Source organism: Marinomonas sp. ABL3_031, assembly GCF_056161265.1.
In genome coordinates this window covers 217,590-242,901 of sequence record NZ_JBSWYU010000004.1, presented here as the reverse complement: position 1 = coordinate 242,901, position 25,312 = coordinate 217,590, and the positions used below count along the sequence as shown (strand labels likewise).

The 25,312-nt window shown below is 45.1% G+C and carries 23 protein-coding genes; 13 read left to right on the top strand and 10 right to left on the bottom strand.

What is annotated here, in order from left to right:
• Positions 1-172: 172 nt before the first annotated feature.
• From ACXAH2_RS07220 to ACXAH2_RS07210, 3 genes are all read right to left on the bottom strand, one after another.
• On the bottom strand, positions 173-1,081 hold the full coding sequence (locus ACXAH2_RS07220) for a bile acid:sodium symporter family protein (protein WP_475077512.1): 909 nt from the start codon (positions 1,079-1,081) through the stop codon (positions 173-175).
• 162 nt (positions 1,082-1,243) lie between these two features.
• Positions 1,244-2,023 (bottom strand): hypothetical protein, encoded by a 780-nt coding sequence (locus ACXAH2_RS07215; RefSeq protein WP_475077510.1) that lies wholly within the window; start codon positions 2,021-2,023, stop codon positions 1,244-1,246.
• 58 nt (positions 2,024-2,081) lie between these two features.
• Complete coding sequence (locus tag ACXAH2_RS07210) at positions 2,082-3,599, bottom strand: YifB family Mg chelatase-like AAA ATPase (RefSeq protein WP_475077509.1); 1,518 nt, start codon at positions 3,597-3,599, stop codon at positions 2,082-2,084.
• A gap of 143 nt (positions 3,600-3,742) precedes the next feature.
• Between ACXAH2_RS07210 and ACXAH2_RS07205 the strand changes: the two genes are divergently transcribed.
• On the top strand, positions 3,743-3,964 hold the full coding sequence (locus ACXAH2_RS07205) for a TIGR02450 family Trp-rich protein (RefSeq protein WP_475077507.1): 222 nt from the start codon (positions 3,743-3,745) through the stop codon (positions 3,962-3,964).
• A 5-nt stretch (positions 3,965-3,969) separates the two neighbouring features.
• Here ACXAH2_RS07205 and ACXAH2_RS07200 read toward each other — a convergent pair whose 3' ends face one another.
• On the bottom strand, positions 3,970-4,206 hold the full coding sequence (locus ACXAH2_RS07200) for an accessory factor UbiK family protein (protein WP_475077505.1): 237 nt from the start codon (positions 4,204-4,206) through the stop codon (positions 3,970-3,972).
• A gap of 455 nt (positions 4,207-4,661) precedes the next feature.
• Between ACXAH2_RS07200 and glnK the strand changes: the two genes are divergently transcribed.
• The 4 genes from glnK (at position 4,662) to radA (ending at position 9,465) form a co-directional block, all read left to right on the top strand.
• Positions 4,662-5,000: a P-II family nitrogen regulator gene (glnK, locus tag ACXAH2_RS07195; protein WP_475077503.1), complete on the top strand. Its 339-nt coding sequence runs from the start codon at positions 4,662-4,664 to the stop codon at positions 4,998-5,000.
• A gap of 39 nt (positions 5,001-5,039) precedes the next feature.
• Positions 5,040-6,302, top strand: coding sequence for an ammonium transporter (locus ACXAH2_RS07190; RefSeq protein WP_475077501.1), 1,263 nt, complete (start codon positions 5,040-5,042; stop codon positions 6,300-6,302).
• Between the two features lie 180 nt (positions 6,303-6,482).
• On the top strand, positions 6,483-8,009 hold the full coding sequence (locus tag ACXAH2_RS07185; protein WP_475077499.1) for a GNAT family N-acetyltransferase: 1,527 nt from the start codon (positions 6,483-6,485) through the stop codon (positions 8,007-8,009).
• A 70-nt stretch (positions 8,010-8,079) separates the two neighbouring features.
• Positions 8,080-9,465: a DNA repair protein RadA gene (gene radA / locus ACXAH2_RS07180; protein WP_475077497.1), complete on the top strand. Its 1,386-nt coding sequence runs from the start codon at positions 8,080-8,082 to the stop codon at positions 9,463-9,465.
• Here the strand turns inward: radA and ACXAH2_RS07175 are convergent.
• From ACXAH2_RS07175 to ACXAH2_RS07165, 3 genes are all read right to left on the bottom strand, one after another.
• Positions 9,445-9,741, bottom strand: coding sequence for a DUF1289 domain-containing protein (locus ACXAH2_RS07175; protein ID WP_475077495.1), 297 nt, complete (start codon positions 9,739-9,741; stop codon positions 9,445-9,447). The genes radA and ACXAH2_RS07175 overlap by 21 nt on opposite strands.
• A gap of 24 nt (positions 9,742-9,765) precedes the next feature.
• Complete coding sequence (locus ACXAH2_RS07170; RefSeq protein ID WP_475077493.1) at positions 9,766-10,371, bottom strand: COG3904 family protein; 606 nt, start codon at positions 10,369-10,371, stop codon at positions 9,766-9,768.
• A gap of 208 nt (positions 10,372-10,579) precedes the next feature.
• The gene (locus tag ACXAH2_RS07165; protein ID WP_475077491.1) at positions 10,580-12,070 is read right to left on the bottom strand and encodes a CoA-acylating methylmalonate-semialdehyde dehydrogenase; all 1,491 of its coding nucleotides are present in this window, start codon (positions 12,068-12,070) and stop codon (positions 10,580-10,582) included.
• A 212-nt stretch (positions 12,071-12,282) separates the two neighbouring features.
• On the opposite strand from ACXAH2_RS07165, the gene ACXAH2_RS07160 reads away from it, so the two are divergent.
• The 4 genes from ACXAH2_RS07160 (at position 12,283) to ACXAH2_RS07145 (ending at position 18,609) form a co-directional block, all read left to right on the top strand.
• Entirely contained in the window at positions 12,283-13,191 is a 909-nt protein-coding gene (locus tag ACXAH2_RS07160; RefSeq protein WP_475077490.1) for a LysR family transcriptional regulator, read from the top strand.
• 153 nt (positions 13,192-13,344) lie between these two features.
• The gene (locus ACXAH2_RS07155; protein ID WP_475077489.1) at positions 13,345-14,460 is read left to right on the top strand and encodes an efflux RND transporter periplasmic adaptor subunit; all 1,116 of its coding nucleotides are present in this window, start codon (positions 13,345-13,347) and stop codon (positions 14,458-14,460) included.
• Positions 14,460-17,555: an efflux RND transporter permease subunit gene (locus ACXAH2_RS07150; RefSeq protein WP_475077488.1), complete on the top strand. Its 3,096-nt coding sequence runs from the start codon at positions 14,460-14,462 to the stop codon at positions 17,553-17,555. The genes ACXAH2_RS07155 and ACXAH2_RS07150 overlap by 1 nt, the downstream gene beginning before the upstream one ends.
• Before the next feature lie 73 nt (positions 17,556-17,628).
• Positions 17,629-18,609 carry a LysR family transcriptional regulator gene (locus ACXAH2_RS07145; protein ID WP_475077487.1) on the top strand — a complete coding sequence of 327 codons (981 nt, stop codon included), beginning with the start codon at positions 17,629-17,631 and terminating at the stop codon, positions 18,607-18,609.
• Positions 18,610-18,629: 20 nt separating this feature from the next.
• On the opposite strand, the gene ACXAH2_RS07140 is transcribed toward ACXAH2_RS07145, so the two are convergent.
• Positions 18,630-18,854: a DUF1653 domain-containing protein gene (locus ACXAH2_RS07140; RefSeq protein ID WP_475077486.1), complete on the bottom strand. Its 225-nt coding sequence runs from the start codon at positions 18,852-18,854 to the stop codon at positions 18,630-18,632.
• A 140-nt stretch (positions 18,855-18,994) separates the two neighbouring features.
• Between ACXAH2_RS07140 and ACXAH2_RS07135 the strand changes: the two genes are divergently transcribed.
• From ACXAH2_RS07135 to astB, 4 genes are all read left to right on the top strand, one after another.
• Positions 18,995-20,014 carry an arginine N-succinyltransferase gene (locus ACXAH2_RS07135; RefSeq protein ID WP_475077485.1) on the top strand — a complete coding sequence of 340 codons (1,020 nt, stop codon included), beginning with the start codon at positions 18,995-18,997 and terminating at the stop codon, positions 20,012-20,014.
• A 79-nt stretch (positions 20,015-20,093) separates the two neighbouring features.
• Positions 20,094-21,149 carry an arginine N-succinyltransferase gene (astA, locus tag ACXAH2_RS07130; protein ID WP_475077484.1) on the top strand — a complete coding sequence of 352 codons (1,056 nt, stop codon included), beginning with the start codon at positions 20,094-20,096 and terminating at the stop codon, positions 21,147-21,149.
• Between the two features lie 8 nt (positions 21,150-21,157).
• Positions 21,158-22,630: a succinylglutamate-semialdehyde dehydrogenase gene (astD, locus tag ACXAH2_RS07125; protein WP_475077483.1), complete on the top strand. Its 1,473-nt coding sequence runs from the start codon at positions 21,158-21,160 to the stop codon at positions 22,628-22,630.
• A gap of 57 nt (positions 22,631-22,687) precedes the next feature.
• Positions 22,688-24,037, top strand: a complete 1,350-nt coding sequence (astB, locus tag ACXAH2_RS07120; protein WP_475077482.1) for an N-succinylarginine dihydrolase — start codon at positions 22,688-22,690, stop codon at positions 24,035-24,037.
• A 131-nt stretch (positions 24,038-24,168) separates the two neighbouring features.
• Here astB and ACXAH2_RS07115 read toward each other — a convergent pair whose 3' ends face one another.
• Together ACXAH2_RS07115 and gpt are read right to left on the bottom strand one after the other, a co-directional pair.
• Entirely contained in the window at positions 24,169-24,573 is a 405-nt protein-coding gene (locus ACXAH2_RS07115) for a DUF2914 domain-containing protein (RefSeq protein ID WP_475077481.1), read from the bottom strand.
• A 174-nt stretch (positions 24,574-24,747) separates the two neighbouring features.
• On the bottom strand, positions 24,748-25,245 hold the full coding sequence (gpt, locus tag ACXAH2_RS07110; RefSeq protein ID WP_475077480.1) for a xanthine phosphoribosyltransferase: 498 nt from the start codon (positions 25,243-25,245) through the stop codon (positions 24,748-24,750).
• Positions 25,246-25,312 lie beyond the last annotated feature (67 nt).

Genomic DNA, 25,312 nt, shown 5'->3' with positions numbered 1-25,312 from the left:
AGACTCAACGTAAATGACTGACAAAGAGACCCATAGTGTAACCGACCTGATCAGGAAGCTACATAGTCACACTTAAATAGTCACTCTGTTTCTGAGATAAAAAAAGAGTGTCATTGCACTCTCTTTTTTGAAACAGCTCTGTTTAAACGAACTGCCTAAAACACCTGTGAAATTATTCACTTTCCACCGGACGACGACTCCAATAGCTGGCAAGCAAAGAGCCTGAGATGTTGTGCCAAATGCTGAAAAGAGTACCAGGCAAGGCCGCCATTGGCGTAAAGAACTTCACTGCCAGTGCCGCCGCCAAACCGGAGTTTTGCAGGCCAACTTCAAAAGCAATGGTTCGACAAACACACGCATCAAAACCTAAGGCTTTGGTCACCCAATAACCTAACAACAGGCCAATGCTATTGTGGATCATTACTGCAGCCGCCACGATCAAACCAACCTGCACAATTTTCGAAGCACTTAACGCCACCACAATGGCAATGATGAAAACAATGGCAAACATAGACACATAAGGAAATATGGGCTCCGCTTTGCGCACCCAGTTTGGTAAAAAAGTATTAATCAACACCCCTGACGCCACCGGCAAAAGCACAATGTTAAAAAGGCTCATCAACATGGGCGTCACAGGCACATTAACACTTTGGCCTATCATGAGTGAAACCAAAAGCGGAGTCAGTACAACACCCAACAAGGTGGAAATAGCCGTCATGGAAATCGATAAAGCCGTATCCCCTTTAGCGAGATAGCACATCACATTCGAAGCGGTACCGCCTGCCACACTGCCTACCAGCAACATTCCAACCGTCAAGTCGCTGTCGAAACCCAATGCAAACGCCACACAAAAAGCAGCAATGGGCATAACAATGAATTGCAGTAACACGCCCACCCCAACTGCTTTGCCATTTTTCAATACTTGTTTAAAGTCTTTCGGGCTTAATGTCAGTCCCATGGCTAACATAATGACGGTCAACAAGGGAATAATTTGCGACTTAAAATCTACAAACCAATGTGGTTGAAAAAACGCCCACGCTGAAAGCAATACCGCCCATATCGGAAATAGCAGAATAACCATAATACAAACTCCATTTTGACAGCATCATACCGACACACATCTGTTGTTTATTATTAAAAAACCAGTTTATAAGACTCACTCGAAGTGATTGTTCTGTATGGAAGAAAACCAAACTGGGGAACGGAATTGTAATCAAATAAGTGGTTTTAAAATAGCACTTCTTTAAAATGCAATAAGAAAGGAAACGCCCCATTCATTGGAAGAATGATTGGCTGTGTTTTCACTTAGATCAGACCTTTCAGCCTCTTTTACCAACCAATATTTATAGAAGGGTTCGATAACAAAGCCACCTCCTTCTTGGTTTAACAAACGCTTAAATTTTAATGAAAAATGGTAACCTCGGCCATTCGATAAATCCGTTTCAATAGCGCGATAGTTTTCTTCGCCAGACAAACGTGTTCGATTTCGCGCTATTAAAACAAGATCGTATTCTATTCGGCCACCCAACAACCAACCCGAGTCACTCTCTAGCGCCTGAAACTCAATGCCAATCGGGTTGTAAAAATAAGTTTGCTGGCTTTTATAACCTTCAATCAGCGTTGAAGATAATCTATCTCTGGAATCTAATACCGAACGTCGATAACCCAAACCTAAATAAGGGGTTATTCGATAGCCATCATCCACATACAAAGCTCGACCAACCATACTTCTAAAGTCAACAATGTCGTTATTCACTTGCTCTATTTTGCCAGCGCTCTGTTGCGTAATATTGTCACCGGAATACGCCAAATCCACCAACAAGACTGAAAAACTGTGATACGAAGAATAACGGGCTTGCACACCAAACAGAAAGCCATATTGTTCAATATCGCCATGTTCACCATACTCTATATAAGATAGATTTGGTCCTAACTCCAAATCATAGCCGCGTGTATCAGCCAGCACGGTCAAAGAAGTGCTGGTAATCAACCAACTCAAATATCGTATGCTGAGCCTCATCATGATTGATGTCCTCTCGCTCCCTTACCGCAAACTATAAACCAAGCTGGTTAAAAAACAATCAAGTCGATAACACCTTCCCTAAGGTCTTTTCCATTTTACGATAGCTTAATGATTCCATAAGGTGTGCGCGGCTCACTTCTGTGTTACTCAAATCGGCTAGGGTTAAGGCGACTTTTAGTACCCTATGATAGGCTCGAGCTGATAAGTTTAATGTCTCCAGCGCTTGCTGCATAAAGTCTTTATCCGCTTCACTCAAATTACAAATGCGCTCTAACTCGCGTCCGCTTAACTGGGCGTTTTGCATACCTTGGCGGTTACGTTGACGTAATACGGCGGCTTCCACTCGTTGTCGAATGGCTGCACTCGATTCGCCCTCTTCTTGAGCATTAACCAACACATTCGACGGTAAAGGAGGGACTTCAACGTGCAAATCAATACGGTCTAAAAATGGCGCGGATAATTTCTTTAAATATTTCTGACTGGCTGCAGATTGATAATAATCTTGTTCACCACGATAGACTTCGTTGCTAGCATTCATGGCAGCGACCAACTGAAATCGAGCTGGAAACATCACTTGGCCACGTGCTCTAGAAATATGTACTTCACCACTCTCTAATGGCTCTCGCAATACCTCTAATACCTTCCGATCGAATTCTGGCAACTCATCTAAAAATAACACGCCACAATGTGCCAAAGAGACTTCTCCAGGCTGTGGAATCGAGCCGCCCCCAACTAAAGCAACCGCCGAGCAAGAATGATGCGGAGAGCGAAAAGGTCTTTCAGACCAATGCCAATCACGTCCCATTTTACGCCCAGCTACCGACTGAACTGACGCTACAGATAAGGCTTCTGCTTCGGTCATTTGTGGCATGATACTTGGCAAACGCGAGGCTAACATGGTTTTACCTGTGCCCGCTGGACCGATGAACAACAAATTATGACCACCTGCTGCCGCGACTTCTAAGGCTCGCCTTGCTTGATATTGACCTTTCACATCACGCATGTCTTTTAAATGTTGTGATGTTTTCAATTCATTCATCGCTTGCCCTTGGCAAAATGGCAAGCTTATATGTTTTAGTAAATGCGCCGTCACTTGCGTTAAATGTTTAGCACACACTACATTACCTTCCACCAAGGCCGCTTCCTGTTGATTCGATTCAGGCAAAACAAGTTGTCGATTGGCTTGCTGACAGGCAATGGCAGATGGTAGAAGCCCAGAAATTCCTCGAATATCACCGGATAAAGATAATTCACCAATAAATTCTATGTCTCCAAGATTCACTTCACCCAATTGCCCGGAGGCTACCAACACACTAATGGCAATCGCTAGATCATAACGCCCACCTTCTTTGGGCAAATCTGCTGGCGCGAGATTAATGGTGACCCGGCGTGTCGGAAATTCAAAATGACTGTTGATAATAGCGCTGCGGACTCTGTCTTTGGCTTCACGCACTGCCGCTTCAGGTAAGCCAACAATGCTCAGAGAGGGTAAACCATTGGAAATATGCGTTTCCACTGTTACTAAGGGAGACATCACGCCCACACGAGCACGACTGTATATGGTTGCTAAACTCATGATCACTCCTTGATCTAAGAATTATGGTACGCCGAATCATCCTTTTCCGCGTATTGTGCGTATTTCAATTAAACTAAGTACTTTTGACTTTACGGCCTTTTCCATTCAATTTATTTATTAGTTAACAACATTTCTATCTCATCATGAACAAACACCAGATCAACCCAAACAAACTGTTGCTGTCCAAGTGGACCTCTCGCACACCTCAACAAAAAGAAAAACATTTTATTGTGACTGAGTTATTTCGAGACGAAAATGACCAAATACTCGAATGCTTGTTGGAAGCTGTGATCAATAAACACCAATATCGCGTAGCTTGGCAAGAACTTGCTTCTATTGAACAATGGCAACAAGGTTGGAAGTAAAGACCTTACTTTTCTTCTAGTTCCGCCAAGCGAGCTTCTAACATAGCGAGTTTTTCACGGTATTTTGCCAACATAGCCGCCTGCACTTCGAACTCTTCCCGTGTTACTAAGTCCATCTTACTCAGAGTATTCTGTGCCACCTGATGAAGTTGGGCTTGAATCTCTTCCTTAGGTAATTTGCCTAATGTCTCCGCAGCTTGCTCCAAACCAGTGCCTAGTTGCTTTATAAATTGATCAATCATTGTGGTATCGTCACTTTAATGGGTGAATTTGTCATGAGTACTAAGTATAAGGCGGGAGTAACTGAGCAAACAAGAGGCATTGTATGCATCGTAACTGTGCGTAAGAGCATGTCGATTGATCAGAAAACTGACAAGCATTAAGCATTATTCTCTCTAAAACATACTGACTTGGTTTTTCATTTTTTGTTGAATTAGCAATCAGATAGCCAATTAATACTTGGTGAATTCATATCTCAGCTCAAGCCTTGCACCATTTTAATGCAGGCAAAAGAAGTCGCTCACCATTATGCCGCACTAATTAGACTCATTTACTGCTCTTTTTACTTTCAAAAAGTCGACAAAATCCTTACAAAGCCCAGAAAGATAGGGCTCCTTCGGATATGGCACACATATTGAATAAAAGACACCTACCTGCGAAATGACAATAAAACTGACTTTTAAAGGAGACAGTGGGTATGAAGCTTATTACTGCCATCATCAAGCCATTTAAACTCGATGATGTTCGAGAAGCGCTTTCTGAAATCGGTGTTCAAGGTATCACGGTAACAGAAGTGAAAGGGTTCGGGCGTCAAAAAGGTCACACTGAACTGTACCGTGGTGCAGAGTATGTCGTGGACTTTCTACCTAAAGTAAAAATCGAGCTAGCCATTGCAGACGACATGACCGACCAAGTGGTTGAAGCCATCAGCAGCGCTGCAAACACCGGCAAAATCGGCGACGGTAAAATCTTTATCGTTAACCTTGAGCAAGCGGTTCGTATTCGTACCGGCGAAACAGGTGTAGAAGCCGTTTAATCACTGTTCGAAGAATAAAAGCCTTTAGGGGGGCTAAACATGCAAGATCAAATTTTTCACTTACAATATGCCATGGACACCTTCTACTTCTTGGTGTGTGGCGCACTGGTTATGTGGATGGCAGCTGGGTTTGCCATGTTGGAAGCAGGTCTAGTACGTGCTAAAAACACCACGGAAATCCTGACCAAGAACGTCGCTTTGTTCGCGATCTCTTGTATCATGTACCTAGTATGTGGCTACTCAATCATGTACGGTGGCACTTGGTTCCTAACGGGTATTCAAGATGTAGACGTTGCTTCAACTCTAACTGACTTTGCTGGCCGTGACGGTGGTTTTGAAGGCGGTTCTATCTACTCTGGCGCTTCTGACTTCTTCTTCCAAGTAGTATTCGTAGCAACCGCTATGTCTATCGTTTCTGGTGCAGTTGCTGAGCGCATGAAATTATGGTCTTTCCTAATCTTTGCGGTAGTGATGACAGCCTTCATCTACCCAATGGAAGGTTCTTGGACTTGGGGTGGCAACGATGTATTCGGTATGTTCAACCTTGGCGACCTTGGTTTCTCTGATTTCGCAGGTTCTGGTATCGTTCACATGGCAGGTGCAGCAGCTGCTCTAGCTGGTGTTATTGTGCTTGGCGCTCGTAAAGGCAAATATGGTCCTAACGGCGAAGTACGCGCCATTCCTGGTGCTAACCTACCTCTAGCAACACTAGGTACTTTCATCCTGTGGATGGGTTGGTTTGGTTTCAACGGTGGTTCAGTATTGAAACTAGGTGATATTGCTAACGCTAACTCTGTCGCCATGGTATTCCTAAATACCAATGCAGCAGCGGCTGGTGGTGCAATCGGTGCACTATTGCTTGCTCGTATTCTATTCGGTAAAGCCGATATCACTATGCTACTTAATGGTGCGCTAGCGGGTCTAGTTGCTATCACTGCAGAGCCTTCTACTCCTTCGGCTCTAGGTGCAACGCTAATCGGTGTTGTCGGTGGCCTAATCGTAGTGGTTTCTATCTTGACTCTAGACAAGCTAAAAATCGACGATCCAGTAGGTGCTATCTCTGTTCACGGTGTGGTTGGTCTTTGGGGTCTACTAGCAGTGCCTCTAACTAACGACGGCGTAAGTTTCAGCGGTCAAATCGCAGGTGCCTTAACTATCTTCTTATGGGTATTCATAACCAGCCTAGTAGTTTGGTTGATCATCAAAGCTATCATGGGTGTTCGTGTTAGCGAAGAAGAAGAATACGAAGGTGTTGACCTATCTGAATGTGGTATGGAAGCGTACCCAGAATTCAAAAAGTAAGACCCTGTTAATCTCGTCTTACTCTCTTAATTGAGATCAAACCCTCGCCTCGGCGGGGGTTTTCTTTTTCAGCTTCTTAAATTCTTATGAAGGGATTTAAAAGAAAATATCACCCTATCTCGTCAATAGGTTATCATCAAATTTTATCGAGAATACCAAGCTCAAAGGGGCTCACTGAACATGCGTGAAGATTTACATTTAAAAATTCGCAACATCACCAATCAAGATTACACCCAAGTCAAAACCCTAATGGACAAGGTTTATCATGATATTGGGGGCGCTTGGCCTGAGCATACCATTCACAAGCTGATAAAAGATTTTCCTGAGGGTCAGATCTGTCTAGAAGATCATGGCGAGATCGTAGGCATTGCCCTTTCTGTACAAGTGAATTACCAAAAATTCAGCAACCCACACACTTATGATGATTTAGTAGATCAAAAGGAAAATATCTTAAATGACCCAATGGGTGATGCCATGTACGGTTTGGACGTACTGATTTCACCTGATTATCGTGGTTATCGATTGGGACGTCGTTTGTATGAAGCGCGCAAGGAATTGTGTCGCCAACACAATCTCAGAGCCATTTTGGCCGGTGGTCGTATTCCGAATTATCATGAACATGCCCATGAAATGACGGCGGCAGAATATTTGGAAGCCGTCAGCGAGCGAAAAATCTATGACCCTATTTTGACCTTCCAACTTTCCAACGATTTCCAAGTAACTCGCTTAATGAAGCGTTACTTGCCAGAAGATGAAAAATCCCAAGGCTATGCCACCTTGTTGGAATGGAAAAACATCTTTTTCGCACCAGAAACCACTGTTATCCAATCTCGTAAAACCCAGGTGCGTATTGGCGCGATCCAATGGCAAATGCGTGAGGTTGAAAGCGTTGATGAACTGTTGAAACAGGTTGAATACTTTGTTGATGCAGTCTCCGACTATAAAAGTGACTTTGTGCTCTTCCCTGAGTTCTTTAATGCGCCTTTAATTGGCTTAAGCCCTGACCAAAGCAACCAGACGGAAGCCATTCGATTTCTAGCCAGTTTCACCGAACGCTTTAGAAATGAAATGTCACAATTAGCGGTCAGCTATAACATTAATGTGATTACCGGTTCCATGCCATTAATGGAAGATGACACTCTCTATAACGTCAGCTACCTATGTCGTCGTGATGGCACAGTAGAGGAACAGAAGAAAATTCATATCACCCCGCACGAACGCCGCGATTGGGTCATCGAGGGTGGTCATGATTTAAAGGTGTTCGATACGGATGCGGGTCGAGTCGGTATTTTAATTTGTTATGACGTGGAATTCCCAGAACTGGGTCGTCTATTAGCCTCTCAAGACATGGACATTCTATTTGTCCCTTTCTGGACAGACACTAAAAATGGTTACCTGCGAGTACGCCGCTGTGCCCAAGCACGCGCCATTGAAAACGAATGTTATGTGGTGATCTGTGGTAGTTGTGGCAACTTACCACAAGTAGAAAATCTGGACATACAGTACGCGCAAAGCTCAGTATTTTCTCCTTCAGACTTTTCCTATCCACACGATGCCGTCATGGCAGAAACCACACCAAACACGGAAATGATCATGTTCTCAGATTTGGACTTAGATAAGCTAAAACTGACGCGAAGTGAAGGTTCGGTCAATAACCTAAAAGACCGTCGTATTGACCTGTATTCGCTAAACTGGAAAAGCCAGTAACAGCCATCAAGTAATATTCGCCCTGTGATAACATGGACGTTAACCAAGACAAGCAAACTAAGAGAAACAAATGGCTAAAGCAAAAACCGCCTTTGTCTGCAATGAATGCGGTGCAGACTACGCCAAATGGCAAGGCCAATGTCAGGCCTGTGGCGCCTGGAACTCCCTTTCAGAAGTACGCCTATCTTCTGGAAAAACCTCAGCACGAGTAGCGGCCAGCCAGGATGCTAGAACCCTAGGTTACGCCGGCGCTACAACAGGTATTCAAGACTTATCCGAAGTGGATTTGGCCGATGTGCCGCGTTTCAGTTCCGGAGCCAATGAGTTTGATCGAGTGCTGGGCGGCGGTTTAGTACCAGGCGGCGTAGTGTTAATCGGCGGCCATCCAGGCGCGGGTAAGAGTACGCTCTTGCTGCAAACCATGTGCTGGCTTGCACAGAAGCAAAGCGCTTTGTATGTCACGGGCGAAGAGTCATTACAACAAGTCGCCATGCGTGCCAATCGTCTTGGTTTGCCGACACAAAACCTCAAGATGCTGTCGGAAACGAATGTTGAAACCATTCTCAATGTAGCACAGCAAGTCAAACCCAAAGTCATTGTGATTGACTCCATTCAGGTCATGCACTTAGATGGCATTGAATCCGCACCGGGGAGCGTGTCACAAGTTCGTGAAAGCGCAGCGGTATTAACGCGCTTTGCCAAGCAAACCCAAACCGCAGTCTTGCTGGTAGGTCACGTCACTAAAGACGGTACCTTAGCAGGGCCAAAAGTATTAGAACACATGGTAGATTGTTCGGTATTACTAGAAGGCTCGGAAGATTCACGTTTTCGCACCTTACGTGGCATGAAAAACCGCTTTGGTGCGATCAATGAATTAGGCGTTTTCGCCATGTTGGAAAACGGCTTAAAAGAAGTCAAAAACCCCAGTTCCATTTTTCTCAATCGCAGCAATCATCCGGCAGCCGGTAGCTTAGTCATGGTGGTATGGGAAGGCACTCGACCATTGCTCGTTGAACTGCAAGCCTTAGTCGACGATTCTGCGCTTGGCAACCCTAGACGAGTCACAGTGGGGTTTGATCACAATCGTTTGGCCATGCTACTAGCGGTACTCCACAAACACGGTGGTTTATTAACCGCCGATCAGGATGTGTACCTAAATGTGGTCGGTGGCGTCAAAGTGTTAGAAACCAGTGCTGATTTGGCCGCCATTGCTGCTGTGGTTTCTAGCTTCCGAGATCAAGTCTTACCTCATGATCTGGTGGTGCTGGGCGAAGTTGGGCTGTCAGGTGAAATTCGTCCTGTTCCTTCTGGACAAGAGCGCATCAGTGAAGCCGCCAAACATGGTTTTACCAAAGCCGTTGTACCAAAGGCCAATTGTCCTAAAAAACCCATTGATGGCATGAAAGTGATAGGGGTAGAAAGATTATCCGAAGCCTTAGAGGCCATTTTCGGGTAAGGAATCCGCAAATAAATCCTCCACCGGCTCATCCTCTATGCCATATGGCAACGCTTTTTCAGATAGGGCTTCAAGCTTCTCTTGGCGGGCTTTTAACAAACGCGCTCGACGTTGTTTACAAAGTTCTAAAACATGAAAACGCGCTTCATTGGACAAGGAAAACCAATGAAAGCGCTCATCTCGGTTACGCAAACACCCCTTACAAAATCCTTTTTTGGTATTTTCACAAATGCCGCGACAAGGGCTTTCTATGACAAATAACTCGATTTGTTCCATACGCCCTCCGTTATCATTGAGAAGTTATTTTGTGGCTAGCTGAAAATCATATACTTCTTCAGGCGACAAAAAGTACACTCGATCGGCAGGGGCTGCGGTTAAAGAAAACCAATAAAAACGCTCAGGCACGCCCATTTCCAAATAGAAGTTTACATAAGTTGCATGAATCGGATCAGCCACATTAGCACTAGAGGCTTTCACCCTTGTGCCATCCGACCAAGCGTGAACCCCCACACCTGCTCCCGCGCCGATTGATCGCTCAACCCCACCAAGAAACAAATCCACACCACCCGACAAAACATAGCCTGTGGTGGCAATGTGCGTATTGAGCCCCAAACGACGAATTAATCGAGCCGCATCCATGGTAGCCTGTTGATCAACAGAACCTGGTACATCCACTAACACCAAATCAGTCACATTAGGATTTTCGGCAAGAAAAGCCGTTAATTGCTCTACCAAGCGAGAACCTAAAATACCCGACATATATGCCGTATTGTCTTCGATTTCAAAGGTGATGGATTGCGTTTCCGAGACCTCTTGATTATCCATGGAAGCACAAGCTGACAATAACAGAGTGAGGGTGAGAAATAAGCCTTTCAGCCCACTTGGCAAAAACGTAATAATCTTCATAGCGCACTAATGAACCCAACAACATGACTAGCTGCTAACATACTAGTTCAAAAAAACACCACTTCCCAGTGAAACTAAGGTCTTTCAAAGCAATTTCATTTAATTTCACGAAAAAAGACCGCTATGGCAGAGAGCCAATAGCGGTCAATCAAACATTACTGTCTAGATAGCTTAACAATGAACTTAAAAAGACAAATGTCACATCTAACTAAGAAGGGAAGGCAAAGCTCTTACCTTCTCGTACCCCCGCTGACGGCCAACGCTGAGTAATGGTTTTACGCTTGGTGTAAAAGCGCACCGCGTCTGGGCCATAAGCATGCAAGTCACCAAACAAAGAACGCTTCCAACCACCAAAACTATGATAAGCAACAGGTACCGGCAAAGGCACATTAATGCCTACCATGCCCACTTCAATATGGTCAGAGAAGTAGCGCGCTGCTTCACCGTCACGGGTAAAGATACAAGTACCATTACCATATTCATGGTCATTAATTAAGGTCATGGCCTCTTCCATGGTGTCGACACGAATAACTTGCAAAACAGGACCAAAAATCTCTTGCTGATAGGATTCCATGTCCTTGGTCACCCCATCAATCAAGGTCGCACCAACAAAGAAGCCATTCTCATAACCGACTACTTGCGGATCACGTCCGTCCACTACCACTGTCGCCCCTTGTTGCTCTGCACTATTAATAAAGCCAACCACTTTGTCTTTATGCTCTTTGGTAATCACAGGGCCAAAGTCGTTTGTTTTATCAGAGCATTCACCCACTTTTAATGGTGCCATTGCCGCTTTCATCTTAGCAACCAGCTCATCGCCTGCCGCTTTGCCCACCGCCACAGCAACGGACAGCGCCATACAACGCTCACCAGATGACCCAAAAGCTGCGCCCAATAATTGACTCACCACATTGTCCATGTCCGCATCTGGCATCACAATGGCGTGGTTTTTCGCGCCGCCTAATGCCTGACAACGCTTCCCATTGGCGCTGGCTTTGCTATAGATGTATTCCGCAATGGGTGTTGAGCCAACAAAACTCACTGCTTTTACACGCTTATCTTCTAACAGGGTATCAACCGCTTCTTTATCCCCATTCACCACGTTAAATACCCCTGGTGGCAAGCCAGCTTCATGCAGCAGTTCGGCTATAAAAATGGCTGTGCTTGGGTCTCGCTCTGAAGGCTTAAGAACAAAAGTATTGCCACACACTATGGCCATTGGGAACATCCACAAGGGCACCATGGCAGGGAAATTGAAAGGGGTAATCCCCGCGACCACGCCAAGAGGCTGGAATTCGCTCCAAGAATCAATATTCGGACCAACGTTTTTGCTGTACTCACCTTTAAGCAATTCTGGCGCACCGCAAGCGTATTCGACATTTTCAATGCCTCGCTGCAATTCTCCAGCAGCATCATGACAAATTTTACCGTGCTCAGCGCCTATCAATTCACAGATCTTATCAGCGTGTTTTTCTAGCAAGGCTTTGTAATTAAACATGATTCGAGCACGCTTTAACGGCGGAGTATTGCGCCACTCTGGATACGCAGCTTGGGCCACTGCAATGGCTTCTTCCACGGTTGCTCGTGGCGCAATGGCCACTTCTTTCGCGACTTGACCGGTTGCCGGATTAAAAACCGCTTGTTTACGAGTTGCAGCATGTGATGTTTTACCACCAATAATGTGTCCAATAAGTTCCATAAATGTCCCGTTTGTCGTCTTTATTTTCAAAAAAATCGCTGTTTTTATACAGACTATTGACCCTACTATGCCAAGCGAAATAGATTATAAAAAGCTAATTTCATTAACTTTTAGTTAACCAATAGATTAACTAAGAGTTAAACGGATTTTATTTATTAGGGTGAGTCCAAGCTCCCTTAAAATACGACGATTACCCAATGAGGTTGAGCATAATGAAAAGTTTTCAAAGTCAAATCAGTGATGCGGATCTACGTATTTTGCGTATTTATCGTACGGTCGTCGAATGCGGTGGTTTTTCGGCAGCTGAGGTCGAACTTAACATCAGTCGCGCAGCCATCAGTATTGCCATTTCCGATTTGGAAACACGTTTGGGATTTCGCCTTTGCCAACGTGGTCGCTCAGGTTTTTCACTGACCAACGAAGGCAGCCAAGTTTATGAATACACTCTGCAATTGCTCTCTTCCATTGAAGACTTCCGTACACAAATTAATGCCCTTCACCAGCATTTACAGGGTGAACTCAACATAGGAATTACCGACAATTTAGTAACCTTGCCCCATACTCGCATCACCCATTCTTTGGCAGGGCTAAAAGACAAAGGGCCAAAAGTCAAAGTGAATATTCGAATGATACCTCCCACGGAAGTGGAACGAGGTGTGCTCGACGGCGGTTTACATATTGGCATAGTGCCAGATTTAAAGGTGTTAAGTGGTTTGGATTACCATCACCTATATGAAGAAGAATCCAAGCTGTATTGCAGCGATCATCATCCATTATTTACCCTGTCAGACCAAGACATGAGTAAAGCCAAACTAAAACATTATGATGCGGTATTACCAGCTTATGCTCAAACACCAGAAGTCAAAGCACAGCACCAACCTCTTAACACCAGCGCCACCGCAACAGACAGAGAAGGTATTGCTTTTTTGATATTAACAGGGCGTTATATCGGTTTTTTACCTGATCATGTCGCTGATCATTGGGTTCGAGATGGTCGAATGCGAGCTATTTTGCCTAATGAATGCCGCTACATTACCCAGTTTTCGGCTATTACGCGCAAGGGAGCCAGAAACAATTTAGTATTAGAAACCTTCTTAGAGGAATTAGACAAAACGACTTAAACAATCACCTAGGCATCCTTAATAAGTGCAAATTCACTGACGGTATTCCCTAGATGATATATCTTTAATATATATTTAAAAATTTATATCCTAAACACAGAGATATAAAATACATTCATCTAATATCTTTTCAATTTATTGACGGAGCCTCCAATGACACGCGCCAAGCGACTCAATTTAATGATGGGCGTCACCCTAGCGACTTCGCTATTGCTGACCGCTTGTTCACCTGAAAACCCTGAAGAAACCGCCACCGTAAAAGATATCATTCGTCCCGTTAAACTATTAACCATTCAATCAACTGACGCCATTAGCATCCGACGCTTCCCAGCTGAATTACAAGCCAGCGAAGAAGCCGATATCGCTTTCCGAGTCGGTGGGCAATTACAAACCTTGAATGTAGTCGCTGGTCAAAGAGTCAAAAAAGGCGAATTATTGGCCACTTTAGATCCTACCGATTTTACATTGGAGGTCGAGTTAGCCGAAGCCAACCAACGTTTGGCAGACGCTCAGTTCAAACGTATCCAAACGATTTTCAAACAAAACGCCACCACCAAAGCGGAATATGATTCCAGCAAAGCCAACTTGGATCAAGCCAATAACGCCCTTCAAACAGCGCGCAACCAGCTCAAATACACTAAAGTGTATGCGCCATTTGATGGGGTCATTGCTACTGTCAATACCGAAAACTTCCAATACATAAGTGCTGCACAGGCCTTGATGCACATTCAAAATATTGATCAGCTCGATGTGGATTTCGAAGTTCCTGAAAGTCTTGTGGTTAGCATCAAAGGCACACATTCCGATTACCGCCCACGCGTCATTGTCGATGTTGCACCTAGCGAAGTATTCTATGCTGCTTATAAAGAGCATAACACCTCGCCGAATGCGACCACCATGGCTTATGAAGTCACTATGCACTTGATTCGCGATGACAACAATCAGCACACCCTACTGCCAGGCATGACGGCCAATGTGGACATTGATGTCAGCACCTTATTAGGCTCAAAACGTCACATCACCGTGCCCGTCGAAGCAGTAATGCGTCACGAAAATACCGACACTGGCAAATCCAATAGCACCGTTTGGGTGTATAATCCAGATTCAAAAAAAGTCATCTCGCGCGTTGTTGAGTTAGGCGCATTAGAAGGCACGCAAGTGGAAATCATCAATGGCGTCTCGCCTGGTGAACAAGTGGTTGCTGCAGGTATTCATAGCCTGACAGAAGGCATGGAAGTTCGACCATGGACACGTGAGCGAGGCCTATAATGGATATTGCTGCTTATTTCATAAAACGCAAAGTCACCAGTTGGATGGTAACACTTATCCTATTGGTTGGTGGTGTCGTGGCTTTTACCGACCTTGGTCAGCTGGAAGACCCTGAATTCACCATCAAAGACTCTTTAATCATCACTACTTACCCTGGCGCTTCTCCAGAGCAAGTGGAAGAGGAAGTAACCTATCCAATCGAGCGTGAACTGCAAAACCTGCCATACGTCGATAAGATAGTATCCACTTCGAAAGCGGGTTATTCGAAAGTACAACTTACCATCAAAGATACTTATCGTGCTGAGCAGTTGAAACAAATTTGGGACGAAGTACGGAAGAAAATTCGTGATATTTCCGGCTCTTTCCCTTCTGGTGTCAATACGCCTATGGTGTTGGACGACTTTGGTGACGTATACGGTGTCATGTTGGCTATTCACGGTGAGGGCTACCCTTACAAAGACCTAGAAAACTACGTAGATTATGTGAAACGTGAACTCGTGCTTGTGGAAGGTGTCGCCAAGGTGACGGTCGCTGGAGAACAAGACGAGCAAATTGCCATTGAGATTTCTCGTTCTAAGATGGCCAACATGGGCATTGCACCCAGCCAATTAGAAACCTTACTTGCTAACCAGAACAGTGTCTCAAATGCGGGTCGCGTCAAAGTCGGCAGCGAATACATTCGCATTAGCCCAACGGGTGAATTTAAAGACATTTCCGAACTGGAAAATCTGATCGTCGGTACGCCGATCGACGGTAACCTCATTCGATTGAAAGACATCGCTACCATCAAACGCGAATACGTTGAGCCGAAAACCCACATTGTTGACTACAATGGCGCCGAATCCTTATTACTTGGTGTGTCTTTTTCCAACAATGTCAACGTAGTAAAGGTCGGTAAACGTTTAGATCAACGTATTGAAGAATTAAAATATCAACAACCTGTTGGCATCAGTATGGATCCCATTTACTTCCAATCAAAAGAAGTAGATCGCTCCGTTTATGACTTCTTGATGAACCTAGTCGCAGCAGTTGCTATCGTTATCTTGGTACTCTTGGTCTTCATGGGCATTCGCTCTGGTATTTTGATCGGTATTATCCTGTTGCTAACCATTCTGGGCACCTTCATTGTAATGGATTACTTCCAGATCAACCTACAAAGGATCTCGCTTGGTGGTTTGATCATTGCCCTAGGTATGCTGGTGGATAACGCCATCGTGGTGACCGAAGGGGTATTGATTGGCATGCAACGGGGTAAAACCAAGTTGCAAGCCGCCAGCGACGTTGTCAAACAAACCAAGTGGCCCCTGTTAGGCGCGACCATTATTGCCATCACCGCCTTTGCCCCCATTGGTTTATCTCCAGATTCCGTGGGTGAATTTGTTGGTTCTCTATTCTATGTATTGCTGATTTCACTTTTCCTCAGTTGGATTACGGCCATTACATTAACGCCTTTCTTCTGTGACTTGTTCTTTAAAGAGACAATCGCACAAGGTGACACTGGCACTGATGACCAAAGCACAGAAACAATCGACCCATACCAAGGTTTTATCTTCACGGGCTATAAGTTTTTATTAGATAAAGCTATGCATTACCGTTGGATAACCGTATTTCTTTTGATCGTTAGCTTGCTAACAGCAGGTTGGGCATTCCTCCAGTTTGTTAAACAAGAATTCTTCCCTCCTTCCACTACCCCCATGTTCTATATGGATATTCAGCTACCGGAAGGCACGCACATTGACAGCACCTATGAAAAAGTCCGCGATATTGAGGAAGATCTCCTCAAAGATGATCGTATTGAGTTTGTTGCGTCCACCACGGGACAAGGGGCATTACGCTTCATGTTGACCTACAATGCGGAGCAAACCAACTCAAGTTATGCCCAATTCATTGTGCGCACCAAGACCAAAGAAGACATTCCTGGATTATTACAAGACCTGTATTTCAAAATGCAGGAAGAGTATCCTGAACTGGAGTTGAAACTTCAACGCCTACAATTAGGGCCGGCCAGTGGCGCCAAGTTGGAAACCCGCATCAGCGGTCCAGATCCAAAAATGTTGCGTCAAATCAGCGCACAGATCCAAGACATCTATCGTGCTGATGGCGGCTTGGAAAGCATCAAAGACAATTGGCGTCAGCCAGTTAAAGTTCTACGACCCATCTTTAACGATGCGCAAGCACGTCGCTTAGGCATTAGCAAAACGGAACTGGACGAAGTCTTGTTAACCAACTTCACAGGGGCTCAAATTGGCTTGTATCGTGAAGGTACGGATTTACTGCCTATCGTCCGTAAAGCCCCTGAAAACGAAGGCATGTCGATTGATCAGATACGAGATCTTCAGATCTACAGTCCGGCATCTGGCTCTTATGTGACCTTATCCACCTTGGTATCTGGTTTTGAAACCGTTTGGGAAGACCCCATCATCGAACGTCGCGATCGTAAACGTACCATCACTGTGATGGCCGATCCGAAGATCCTTGGTGACGAAACCGCTATGGCGATCTTCAGTCGTACCAAAGGTGCCATTGAAGCCATCGAATTACCACCGGGTTACAGCCTAGAATGGGGTGGTGAATATGAAAACAGTACCGATGCTCAGGATAATATTTTTAAGGCCTTACCTATGGGTTATCTGTTCATGTTTATCATTACTATTCTGTTGTTTAACTCAGTGCGTGTACCATTGACCATCTGGTTCTGCGTGCCTTTGGCACTGATCGGTGTATCAACTGGCTTAATAGTCATGAACTCAGCATTCAGTTTTATGGCGCTATTGGGCTTCTTGAGTTTATCTGGAATGACGGTGAAAAACGGTATCGTCCTGGCCGACCAAATAAAATATGAGTTAGAACAAGGCACAGAAACCTATGAGGCCATCTTTAACTCAGCGGTCAGTCGTGTACGCCCCGTTTGTATGGCAGCCATTACGACTATCTTAGGTATGATTCCACTCTTATTCGATGCTTTCTTCGAAGGCATGGCAGTGGTGATTTCCTTTGGTTTAGGTTTTGCCACCATCTTGACCTTGATTGCAGTGCCTGTGTTCTACGCCATGCTGTTCCGCGTTAAATACCGCTCTCATAAGGACTTCCAGTAGAGCATTTCTGATTCACCATCGAGCTTAGCCTGTTCACGCCAAGCTCGATGACTTTTAACTTTGCGAGTGGATTATGCATTTAGACGACATCTTAAAACTGGACATTAAGTTACTCGTCGCCTTCGTTACCATAATGGAAGAAGGCAGCGTATCTCGTGCCGCTGAGCAACTGGGTGTCACTCAACCTGCGTTAAGTAAAAGCCTACAAAGGCTACGCGAGTTGTTCAAAGACACCTTGTTTACTCGACAGGCTTATGGTTTGACGCCGACCGCCAGAGCAACGGAATTACACGATGCCATCCAGCCAATTCTAGGCTCTTTATCGGATTTAATGAGTCCCAATGCATTGGATCTGAAAACCCTAGACAGACGTTTTAAATTGCGTGTTGATGAAGGCGATTTGGAAAATTTCATCGAAGCCTTACTGGCTTCTATGCACTATGAAGCACCCAAAGTACGTTTGTCGATCAGCTCTTGGGGTGAGTCTCATTTTGAAGAAATTATTTCTGGTAATGCCGACCTTGGTATCATGCGTGTCAGTGATACCCCCAACAATGTGCGCAGTAAACTAATCGGTTATATGGAAGCCTGCATCATCTTAAGTGAAGCGCACCCTTTGTTCCAACAGGACAAAGTGACTGTGTCTGAATTATTGGATCACAAAGTGGTAACGCACCATTTACGCAGTGATCACAAAACCACCTTTACCAAAACCGAGCAAAAGTTAAGACAACGTGGGCACATTATTCAGCCATCGTTAGAAACCGACAGCTTGATGGTAGCCATGCAAGCGGTAAAACGAGGAATGGCACTGGTGACATCACGCTCTATTGGCGATTTATTCTTACAACTAATGTGTGAGAAGAACAATTTCTACCCAGTGAAATTGATCGAAATTCCTGAAGAAGTGATTGAACTAGACGAATACAATGGTCGCCATCCAATCCACATTTGCTGGCACGAAAGATTCAATAACGACTTAGCGCACCGCTGGCTAAGAGAGAAAATCATCACCTTTATGCGTGAATCCCCTTGGATGCATCCCCCCACCTAACTAAAGCGTTTTGAGAGCGCTTATTTCGCGTTTCGAGTGCTGCGAATCCACTCAAAACGCGGAATCACTTCGCCATTCACTTCAACACTTTCAGAAAACATCTCTTTTGGTCTGGCCCACCAGCCAAACTCACCATACAAAGCCTGATAAATCACCAATTCTTCTTCTGTCTCGCTGTGCTTCACCACACGTTCGACCCAATACTCAGCGCCTTTATAATGTTGATAAACGCCAGACTTCACCATGAAAACACCTCTTTATTACTAAAATACGACCTAAATTATCCAAATATTGGAAATCCAAGTCGCAAATACGAAAAAATCCAACTTACCAAGCTAAGAGAAGTAGGTAATAATTCTTTTATCAGAAACAACTAGGTTGCCCTATGTATCTCGTTCGCCCCGCTGACTTCGCTGATCTCCCAGCCTTGGAACGCATCGCCAAGCAAGCTGGTATTGGTTTTACTAACCTACCGGCAAATCGCGATCGCCTAAATGACAAAATTGCGACCTCAAAACGTTCACTGCAAGCAGACATCAACCAACCGGGAGATGAATCCTACTTGTTTGTGCTAGTAGATACCAGCCGCAATAAAGTCGTCGGTTGTTGCGGTATCGATGCCATAGTTGGTACAGATACGCCTTTTTACAGTTATCGTATCGACGAAGTGGTACATGCTTCGCCTCAATTGCAAATTCACAATCGTATCCCAGCTTTATTTCTATGCCATGACTACAATGGCAATAGCCGCTTAATTGCCCTAGTTGTCGATAAGGCTCATCAAAACCCACAAGCCGTGTCACTGCTTTCCAAGGCGCGTCTACTTTTCATGGCCCGTTACCCTGAACGCTTCACCAAAAAAGTCTTCGCTGAGTTACGTGGCGACAGTGATAAACAAGGTCATTCGCCTTTTTGGGAAGCGCTTGGAAAACACTTTTTCAACATGGATTTTAAAAAAGCCGATTACCTATCAGGTGTCAGCAACAAACATTTTATTGCCGACTTAATGCCACGTTACCCCATTTATGTTCCCACCTTACCCGATGCAGCACAGCAGGCCATCGGTGTAGTCCATGAAGAATCCAGCCAAAGTGCAGACATATTACTGGCGGAAGGCTTTGAATTTCATGGTTACGTGGACATTTTTGATGCGGGCCCCAGTGTGGAAGCGCAAACGCACCAGCTGAATACGGTCGTCAAACATAAAACCGGTAAAGTACTCAACATCAATACGACAGCACAAGCGCAGCAATACTTGATTGCTACAGGACATTTAGCACAATTTCGCGTTATCCACGCTCATGCCGAGCCACAATCAGCAGGCCTTGGAGTAAATCAGGAAACCCTAGAACAATTAGATATTAAAGTGGGCAGTCGCATTCAATGGGCCGAAATATCAGTGTAAACGTCGACAACAACATACCGAACGAGTTTGCCTTATAAAACACGAGATCAACACAAGAAATATTAAGAGGACAGCGCCCATGATGGTCATTCGCCCTATTCAATCAGAAGATTTACAACAGCTGCATCGATTGACCGAACTTACAGGCATCGGCTTTACCTCTCTGGTCACAGACGAGACTATGTTGGAAAAGAAAATCGCTCGTGCAATAGCCTCTTTTGCAAAACAAGATATCACTAAACCAACAAATGAAGACTACCTGATGGTATTGGAAGACACATCGACAGGACAAATTGTTGGCACCTGTGGCATGTTGGCCACGGTAGGCTTAGATGAGCCTTTTTACAGTTACCACCTAGGCACCATTACTCACGCGTCTCGCGAGTTGAACGTTCATAATGCCATTCCCACCTTGATACTCAATAACGACTTCACTGGCTGCAGCGAAATCTGTACTTTATTTTTAGAAGAAGGCTATCGTCATTCAAAGAATGGTCAGTTGTTATCTAAATCGCGCTTTATGTTTATAGCGCAATTCCCAGAGCGTTTTACGGAAAAAATCTTCGCCGAAATGCGCGGCGTCAGTGATGAGAATGGCGTTTCGCCTTTCTGGGAATCTCTAGGTCGCCATTTCTTCTCAATCGACTTCAAACAAGCCGACGAACTGACGGCGCAAGGTAACAAACAGTTTATTGCCGAACTGATGCCCAACAACCCTGTATACGTCAATCTGTTACCGGCAGAAGCGCGTGCGGTATTGGGCGAAGTTCACCAAAACACGCTACCAGCACGTCGATTATTGGAAAAAGAAGGCTTCCGCTACGAAAATTACGTGGACATTTTTGATGGCGGCCCAAGCTTAGAAGCCAGGGTACAAGACATACGAGCGGTACGCGATAGTCGCCTCAAAGACGTGGTGATTTCAGCAGCGATCCAACCACAGGAAGACGACATTAGTTTCTTAGTGGCCAATACCAAAATAAGCAATTTCCGATGTCTATTGGTGCAACGTAAAGTGTCCCGCAAAGAGCCAATCCAATTGACTCAAGAAGAAGCCGATGCGCTTTGCTTAACTGGCCACGATCAGGTTCGCATCGTTGAATTATCTGCCGACCCACAATCGAATAACCCTTAGGAGGCGATATGAAACAAGCTCACTATATTAATGGCCAATGGCAAAGAGGCGAAAGTCACTCCTTTACTTCTATCGACCCCAGTGATGCCAGCCTCGTCTGGCAAGCCAACGCAGCCTCAGCTCAGCAAGTAGATTTGGCCGTTGAAGCGGCGCGCCAAGCCTTTCCGAGCTGGGCAAATCGACCGTTAAATGAACGTCTAAGCATCATCGAAGCTTTTGTGGCTTTGCTAAAACAAAACACGGAACAACTGGCGCTGATCATCAGCCGAGAAACCGGTAAGCCCCTATGGGAAACCCGTACCGAAGTGGCTGCCATGATTGGCAAGTTTGCGATTTCCAAACAAGCCTATGAAGCAAGAACCGGATACAAGGAAAATGATATAGCGGGTGCGAAGGCCATATTACGTCATCGTCCACATGGCGTGGTAGCGGTATTCGGCCCTTATAACTTTCCCGGTCATTTACCTAATGGCCATATTATTCCTGCTTTGATTGCCGGTAATACGGTGGTTTTCAAGCCCAGCGAACAGACGCCGGCCACCTCGGATTTAGTAATACAATTTTGGCAACAAGCAGGCATTCCAGACGGTGTGCTCAACTTGGTTCAAGGAGAAAGAGAGACGGGCGTTGCACTGGCCAATCATGCAGGAATCGATGGTTTGTTCTTCACCGGCAGCCCACAAGTGGGTCATTTGCTGCATAAAGACTTTGCCGGTCATCCTGGGAAAATATTGGCTTTGGAAATGGGCGGAAACAACCCGCTAATCGTCTCCAATAAAGTATCAGATGAAACCGCAGCGGTGCACGAAATCATTCAATCGGCCTTCATCTCAACGGGACAACGCTGTACTTGTGCGCGCCGTCTGTTAGTCCCACATGGGGAAGTTGGCGACCGCGTATTAGAAAAGTTGATCACTGCCACCAACGCCATTCGAGTCGATCGTTTTGATGCCGATCCTCAACCTTTCATCGGGCCATTGGTATCCGCCCAAGCAGCAGACGGTTTAGTTCGAGCCTACCAAAAGTTGCTTGAATTAGGCGCACAACCTTTGGTTGCCATGACTCGTGGTACCAGTGACAGCGGTTTTGTTAGCCCTGCCATTGTCGATGCCACTCAGATTCAAGACATTTTGCCGGATCAAGAATACTTTGGCCCTTTGCTAACCGTCATTCGATACCATGATTTGGCACAAGCCATGACCATTGCCAATCACACTCAGTTTGGTTTATCGGCGGGCATTTTGTCTGACGACAGACAAGAGTACGAGCGTTTCTTGCAACACAGTCGGGCGGGCATTATTAATTGGAACCGTCAAACAACGGGGGCTTCCAGCGCTGCGCCATTTGGTGGTACAGGTGCGAGTGGCAATCACAGAGCGAGCGCTTACTACGCAGCAGACTATTGCGCTTACCCTGTCGCCAGTATAGAAGTCGACAGGCTCACTACGCCTGAGTCTTTGGCACCCGGTTTAACGCTTTAATTTTTTAACTCCTATCAGGCTCTAACACTTCCAAGAAGCAAAGAGTAAGAGGCCATTATGAATTCAGCATGCGAAGCCAACTTTGACGGTCTCGTTGGTCCAACACACAATTACAGTGGTTTGTCTTTTGGCAATGTCGCCTCGTTGAAAAACTCAGCGCAGGCATCCAATCCAAAAGCCGCTGCTAAGCAAGGCTTGGCTAAGATGAAAGCCTTGGCCGACATGGGCTTTGCACAAGGAATTTTAGCACCACATGAACGTCCACATTTGCCCACCTTGCGCAAACTGGGCTTTACCGGTACCGACACACAAATTTTGACAAAAGTGGCCAAACAGGCCCCTAAGCTGTTGGCGGCGGTCAGCTCGGCGTCCTGTATGTGGACAGCTAATGCGGCCACAGTGTCACCCAGTGCCGACACAAACGATGGCAAACTGCATTTTAGTACCGCAAACTTGGTCAACAAGTTCCATCGTTCTATCGAACATGAAACCACCAGCGCCATTTTACGCGCCAGCTTTGCCGACCCTGAGCATTTTACTCATCATCAAGCCTTGCCAAGCGTGGAACATTTTGGTGATGAAGGCGCGGCTAATCACACGCGTTTTTGTGATCAATACGATGCGGCTGGGATTGAATTTTTTGTCTATGGAATGGAAGCCTTCAACGCTTCGGCCTTAAAACCAAGCCGCTTTCCTGCTCGCCATACCTTAGAAGCGTCACAAGCCATTGCTCATCGTCATGGTTTGGCAGAATCGCAGGTAGTGTATGCTCAACAAAATCCTGACGTCATTGATGCGGGTGTGTTTCACAATGATGTGATTGCCGTCGGCAATCGTAATGCGCACTTTTACCATCAAGAAGCTTTTTTAGACAGTCACAAGATGCAACAAGACTTGCTCAAGGCGTGGGGAGATCGCCAAAGCCCACTGCATTTTATTGAAGTGCCAAGCCAAGCCGTATCGGTTCAAGATTGCATCGAATCTTACTTATTTAACAGCCAACTCTTGAGCCGTGGCGATAATGATATGGTGCTGATTGTGCCAGGTGAGTGCCAACAAAACCCAGCGGTTTGGCAATACTTACAAGAAGTTATCGCGTCTTCTGCACCTATTAATCAAGTAGAAGTGTTTGATCTGAAACAAAGCATGAGCAATGGCGGAGGCCCTGCTTGCTTACGCCTTCGGGTAGCTTTAAGCGAAGCGGAAAGACAAGCAGTCAATCCTAGCATTTGGATGAATGACCAACACTTTGAACGTCTTAACCTCTGGGTAGATAAACATTATCGTGATCGTTTAATGGAAGCCGACCTAGCGGACCCACAACTTTTGACGGAAAGTAGAACCGCATTGGATGAACTGACTCAGTTACTTAACTTAGGCAGCATTTATCCTTTCCAGCAGGGCTAGCAATAAATCGCCATACAAAGAAAAAGACCTATTCATAAAGCCATGAATAGGTCTTGAGGGGAAATATTAAAACTCTGTGTTCAAGAAAATTCTTTAAAATGATTTTTCGTTAGCTTAATTTACCCAAAACGTTATTCTTCATCAACGTAAGCAAAAGAATGGGATTCGATCACCACGCCATCTTGCACTATGTCGACGCTCCAAGTGCCATCAAAGCCTGGCATCAAACGTTTACTTGACCAGACGCGCCAACGATCACCACCAATTTCAAAACTGACATCGGCCATTTCATCACCATCAAGTTTCCAATGATGTACAACTTTACTGCCTGACATGCCACGTAAATCCGTAAAAAAATACACGCGCTGAATCTCACCGTACTCTACTTTTACCATATCACCAATATCATCAATGGGTTCGCGGTCCACCACATCCGTTGCAAACTGTGCTCGTGCCACCGAACCCTCTGCCCAAGCAGATATTGCCAAAGTTGACAATAAAGCGACCAAGGCGACTTTCATTAACCTAATACTCATATAAAATTCCTGTAAGAGTGATAAAGCAGGTTAAAAACGACAAATTGTGTTCGTCACTTTTTCTGATAAAGCATATTTAAAGGTAGACTATAATTCGGTAAGAAATACGAGAGATTTGTGTAAAATTTCAAATCTCTCTTATTTTTATAGGAAAATCAAAAGAGTAGGAAAGCGTTATTTTGACTGGCGATCGGCCAAAGGCGTTGAGAAGGTATATTCCATATCCCACGGAAAACGAATCCAAGTATCTTGGCTGACTTCCGTGATAAAGGTATCCACCAGAGGCTTACCAGCAGGTTTAGCATAAATAGTAGCAAAGTGAGCTTTTGGTAACATTTCACGGACTTTCGCCGCGGTACGACCAGTATCCACCAAATCATCGATCAAGATAAAACCTTCGCCGTCGCCTTCCACACCTTTTAATACATTTAGGTTACCTTGTTTCGTCGCAGCGCCACCCTCTTCTTGAGCGCTATAGCTAACGATGCAAATAGTGTCAATCAGGCGAATATCCATTTCACGGCATAAAATAGCAGCAGGCACTAGACCACCACGGGTAATAGCAATAATGCCTTTCCAAGGACCTTGCTCAAGCAATCGCCAAGACAAAGCACGTGCATTTCGGTGCAACTCTTCCCAAGAAACAGGAAAATCTTTTGAATACGGGGTCATCAAGGCTCCTATGCTTTAAAACAGTTATTCATTAAATTCAAAATCATCTAATAATAGATCGCCTTAA

Coding starts and splice junctions, on each gene's coding strand:
- ACXAH2_RS07210 (WP_475077509.1), bottom strand. CDS start 3,599: ATGAGTTTAGCAACCATATACAGTCGTGCTCGTGTGGGCGTGATGTCT.
- ACXAH2_RS07135 (WP_475077485.1), top strand. CDS start 18,995: ATGTATCTCGTTCGCCCCGCTGACTTCGCTGATCTCCCAGCCTTGGAA.
- astB (WP_475077482.1), top strand. CDS start 22,688: ATGAATTCAGCATGCGAAGCCAACTTTGACGGTCTCGTTGGTCCAACA.
- ACXAH2_RS07175 (WP_475077495.1), bottom strand. CDS start 9,741: ATGGAACAAATCGAGTTATTTGTCATAGAAAGCCCTTGTCGCGGCATT.
- ACXAH2_RS07140 (WP_475077486.1), bottom strand. CDS start 18,854: ATGGTGAAGTCTGGCGTTTATCAACATTATAAAGGCGCTGAGTATTGG.
- ACXAH2_RS07165 (WP_475077491.1), bottom strand. CDS start 12,070: ATGGAACTTATTGGACACATTATTGGTGGTAAAACATCACATGCTGCA.
- ACXAH2_RS07145 (WP_475077487.1), top strand. CDS start 17,629: ATGCATTTAGACGACATCTTAAAACTGGACATTAAGTTACTCGTCGCC.
- ACXAH2_RS07190 (WP_475077501.1), top strand. CDS start 5,040: ATGCAAGATCAAATTTTTCACTTACAATATGCCATGGACACCTTCTAC.
- astD (WP_475077483.1), top strand. CDS start 21,158: ATGAAACAAGCTCACTATATTAATGGCCAATGGCAAAGAGGCGAAAGT.
- ACXAH2_RS07185 (WP_475077499.1), top strand. CDS start 6,483: ATGCGTGAAGATTTACATTTAAAAATTCGCAACATCACCAATCAAGAT.
- ACXAH2_RS07170 (WP_475077493.1), bottom strand. CDS start 10,371: ATGAAGATTATTACGTTTTTGCCAAGTGGGCTGAAAGGCTTATTTCTC.
- ACXAH2_RS07115 (WP_475077481.1), bottom strand. CDS start 24,573: ATGAGTATTAGGTTAATGAAAGTCGCCTTGGTCGCTTTATTGTCAACT.
- radA (WP_475077497.1), top strand. CDS start 8,080: ATGGCTAAAGCAAAAACCGCCTTTGTCTGCAATGAATGCGGTGCAGAC.
- ACXAH2_RS07160 (WP_475077490.1), top strand. CDS start 12,283: ATGAAAAGTTTTCAAAGTCAAATCAGTGATGCGGATCTACGTATTTTG.
- ACXAH2_RS07215 (WP_475077510.1), bottom strand. CDS start 2,023: ATGATGAGGCTCAGCATACGATATTTGAGTTGGTTGATTACCAGCACT.
- gpt (WP_475077480.1), bottom strand. CDS start 25,245: ATGACCCCGTATTCAAAAGATTTTCCTGTTTCTTGGGAAGAGTTGCAC.
- glnK (WP_475077503.1), top strand. CDS start 4,662: ATGAAGCTTATTACTGCCATCATCAAGCCATTTAAACTCGATGATGTT.
- ACXAH2_RS07205 (WP_475077507.1), top strand. CDS start 3,743: ATGAACAAACACCAGATCAACCCAAACAAACTGTTGCTGTCCAAGTGG.
- astA (WP_475077484.1), top strand. CDS start 20,094: ATGATGGTCATTCGCCCTATTCAATCAGAAGATTTACAACAGCTGCAT.
- ACXAH2_RS07200 (WP_475077505.1), bottom strand. CDS start 4,206: ATGATTGATCAATTTATAAAGCAACTAGGCACTGGTTTGGAGCAAGCT.
- ACXAH2_RS07220 (WP_475077512.1), bottom strand. CDS start 1,081: ATGGTTATTCTGCTATTTCCGATATGGGCGGTATTGCTTTCAGCGTGG.
- ACXAH2_RS07150 (WP_475077488.1), top strand. CDS start 14,460: ATGGATATTGCTGCTTATTTCATAAAACGCAAAGTCACCAGTTGGATG.
- ACXAH2_RS07155 (WP_475077489.1), top strand. CDS start 13,345: ATGACACGCGCCAAGCGACTCAATTTAATGATGGGCGTCACCCTAGCG.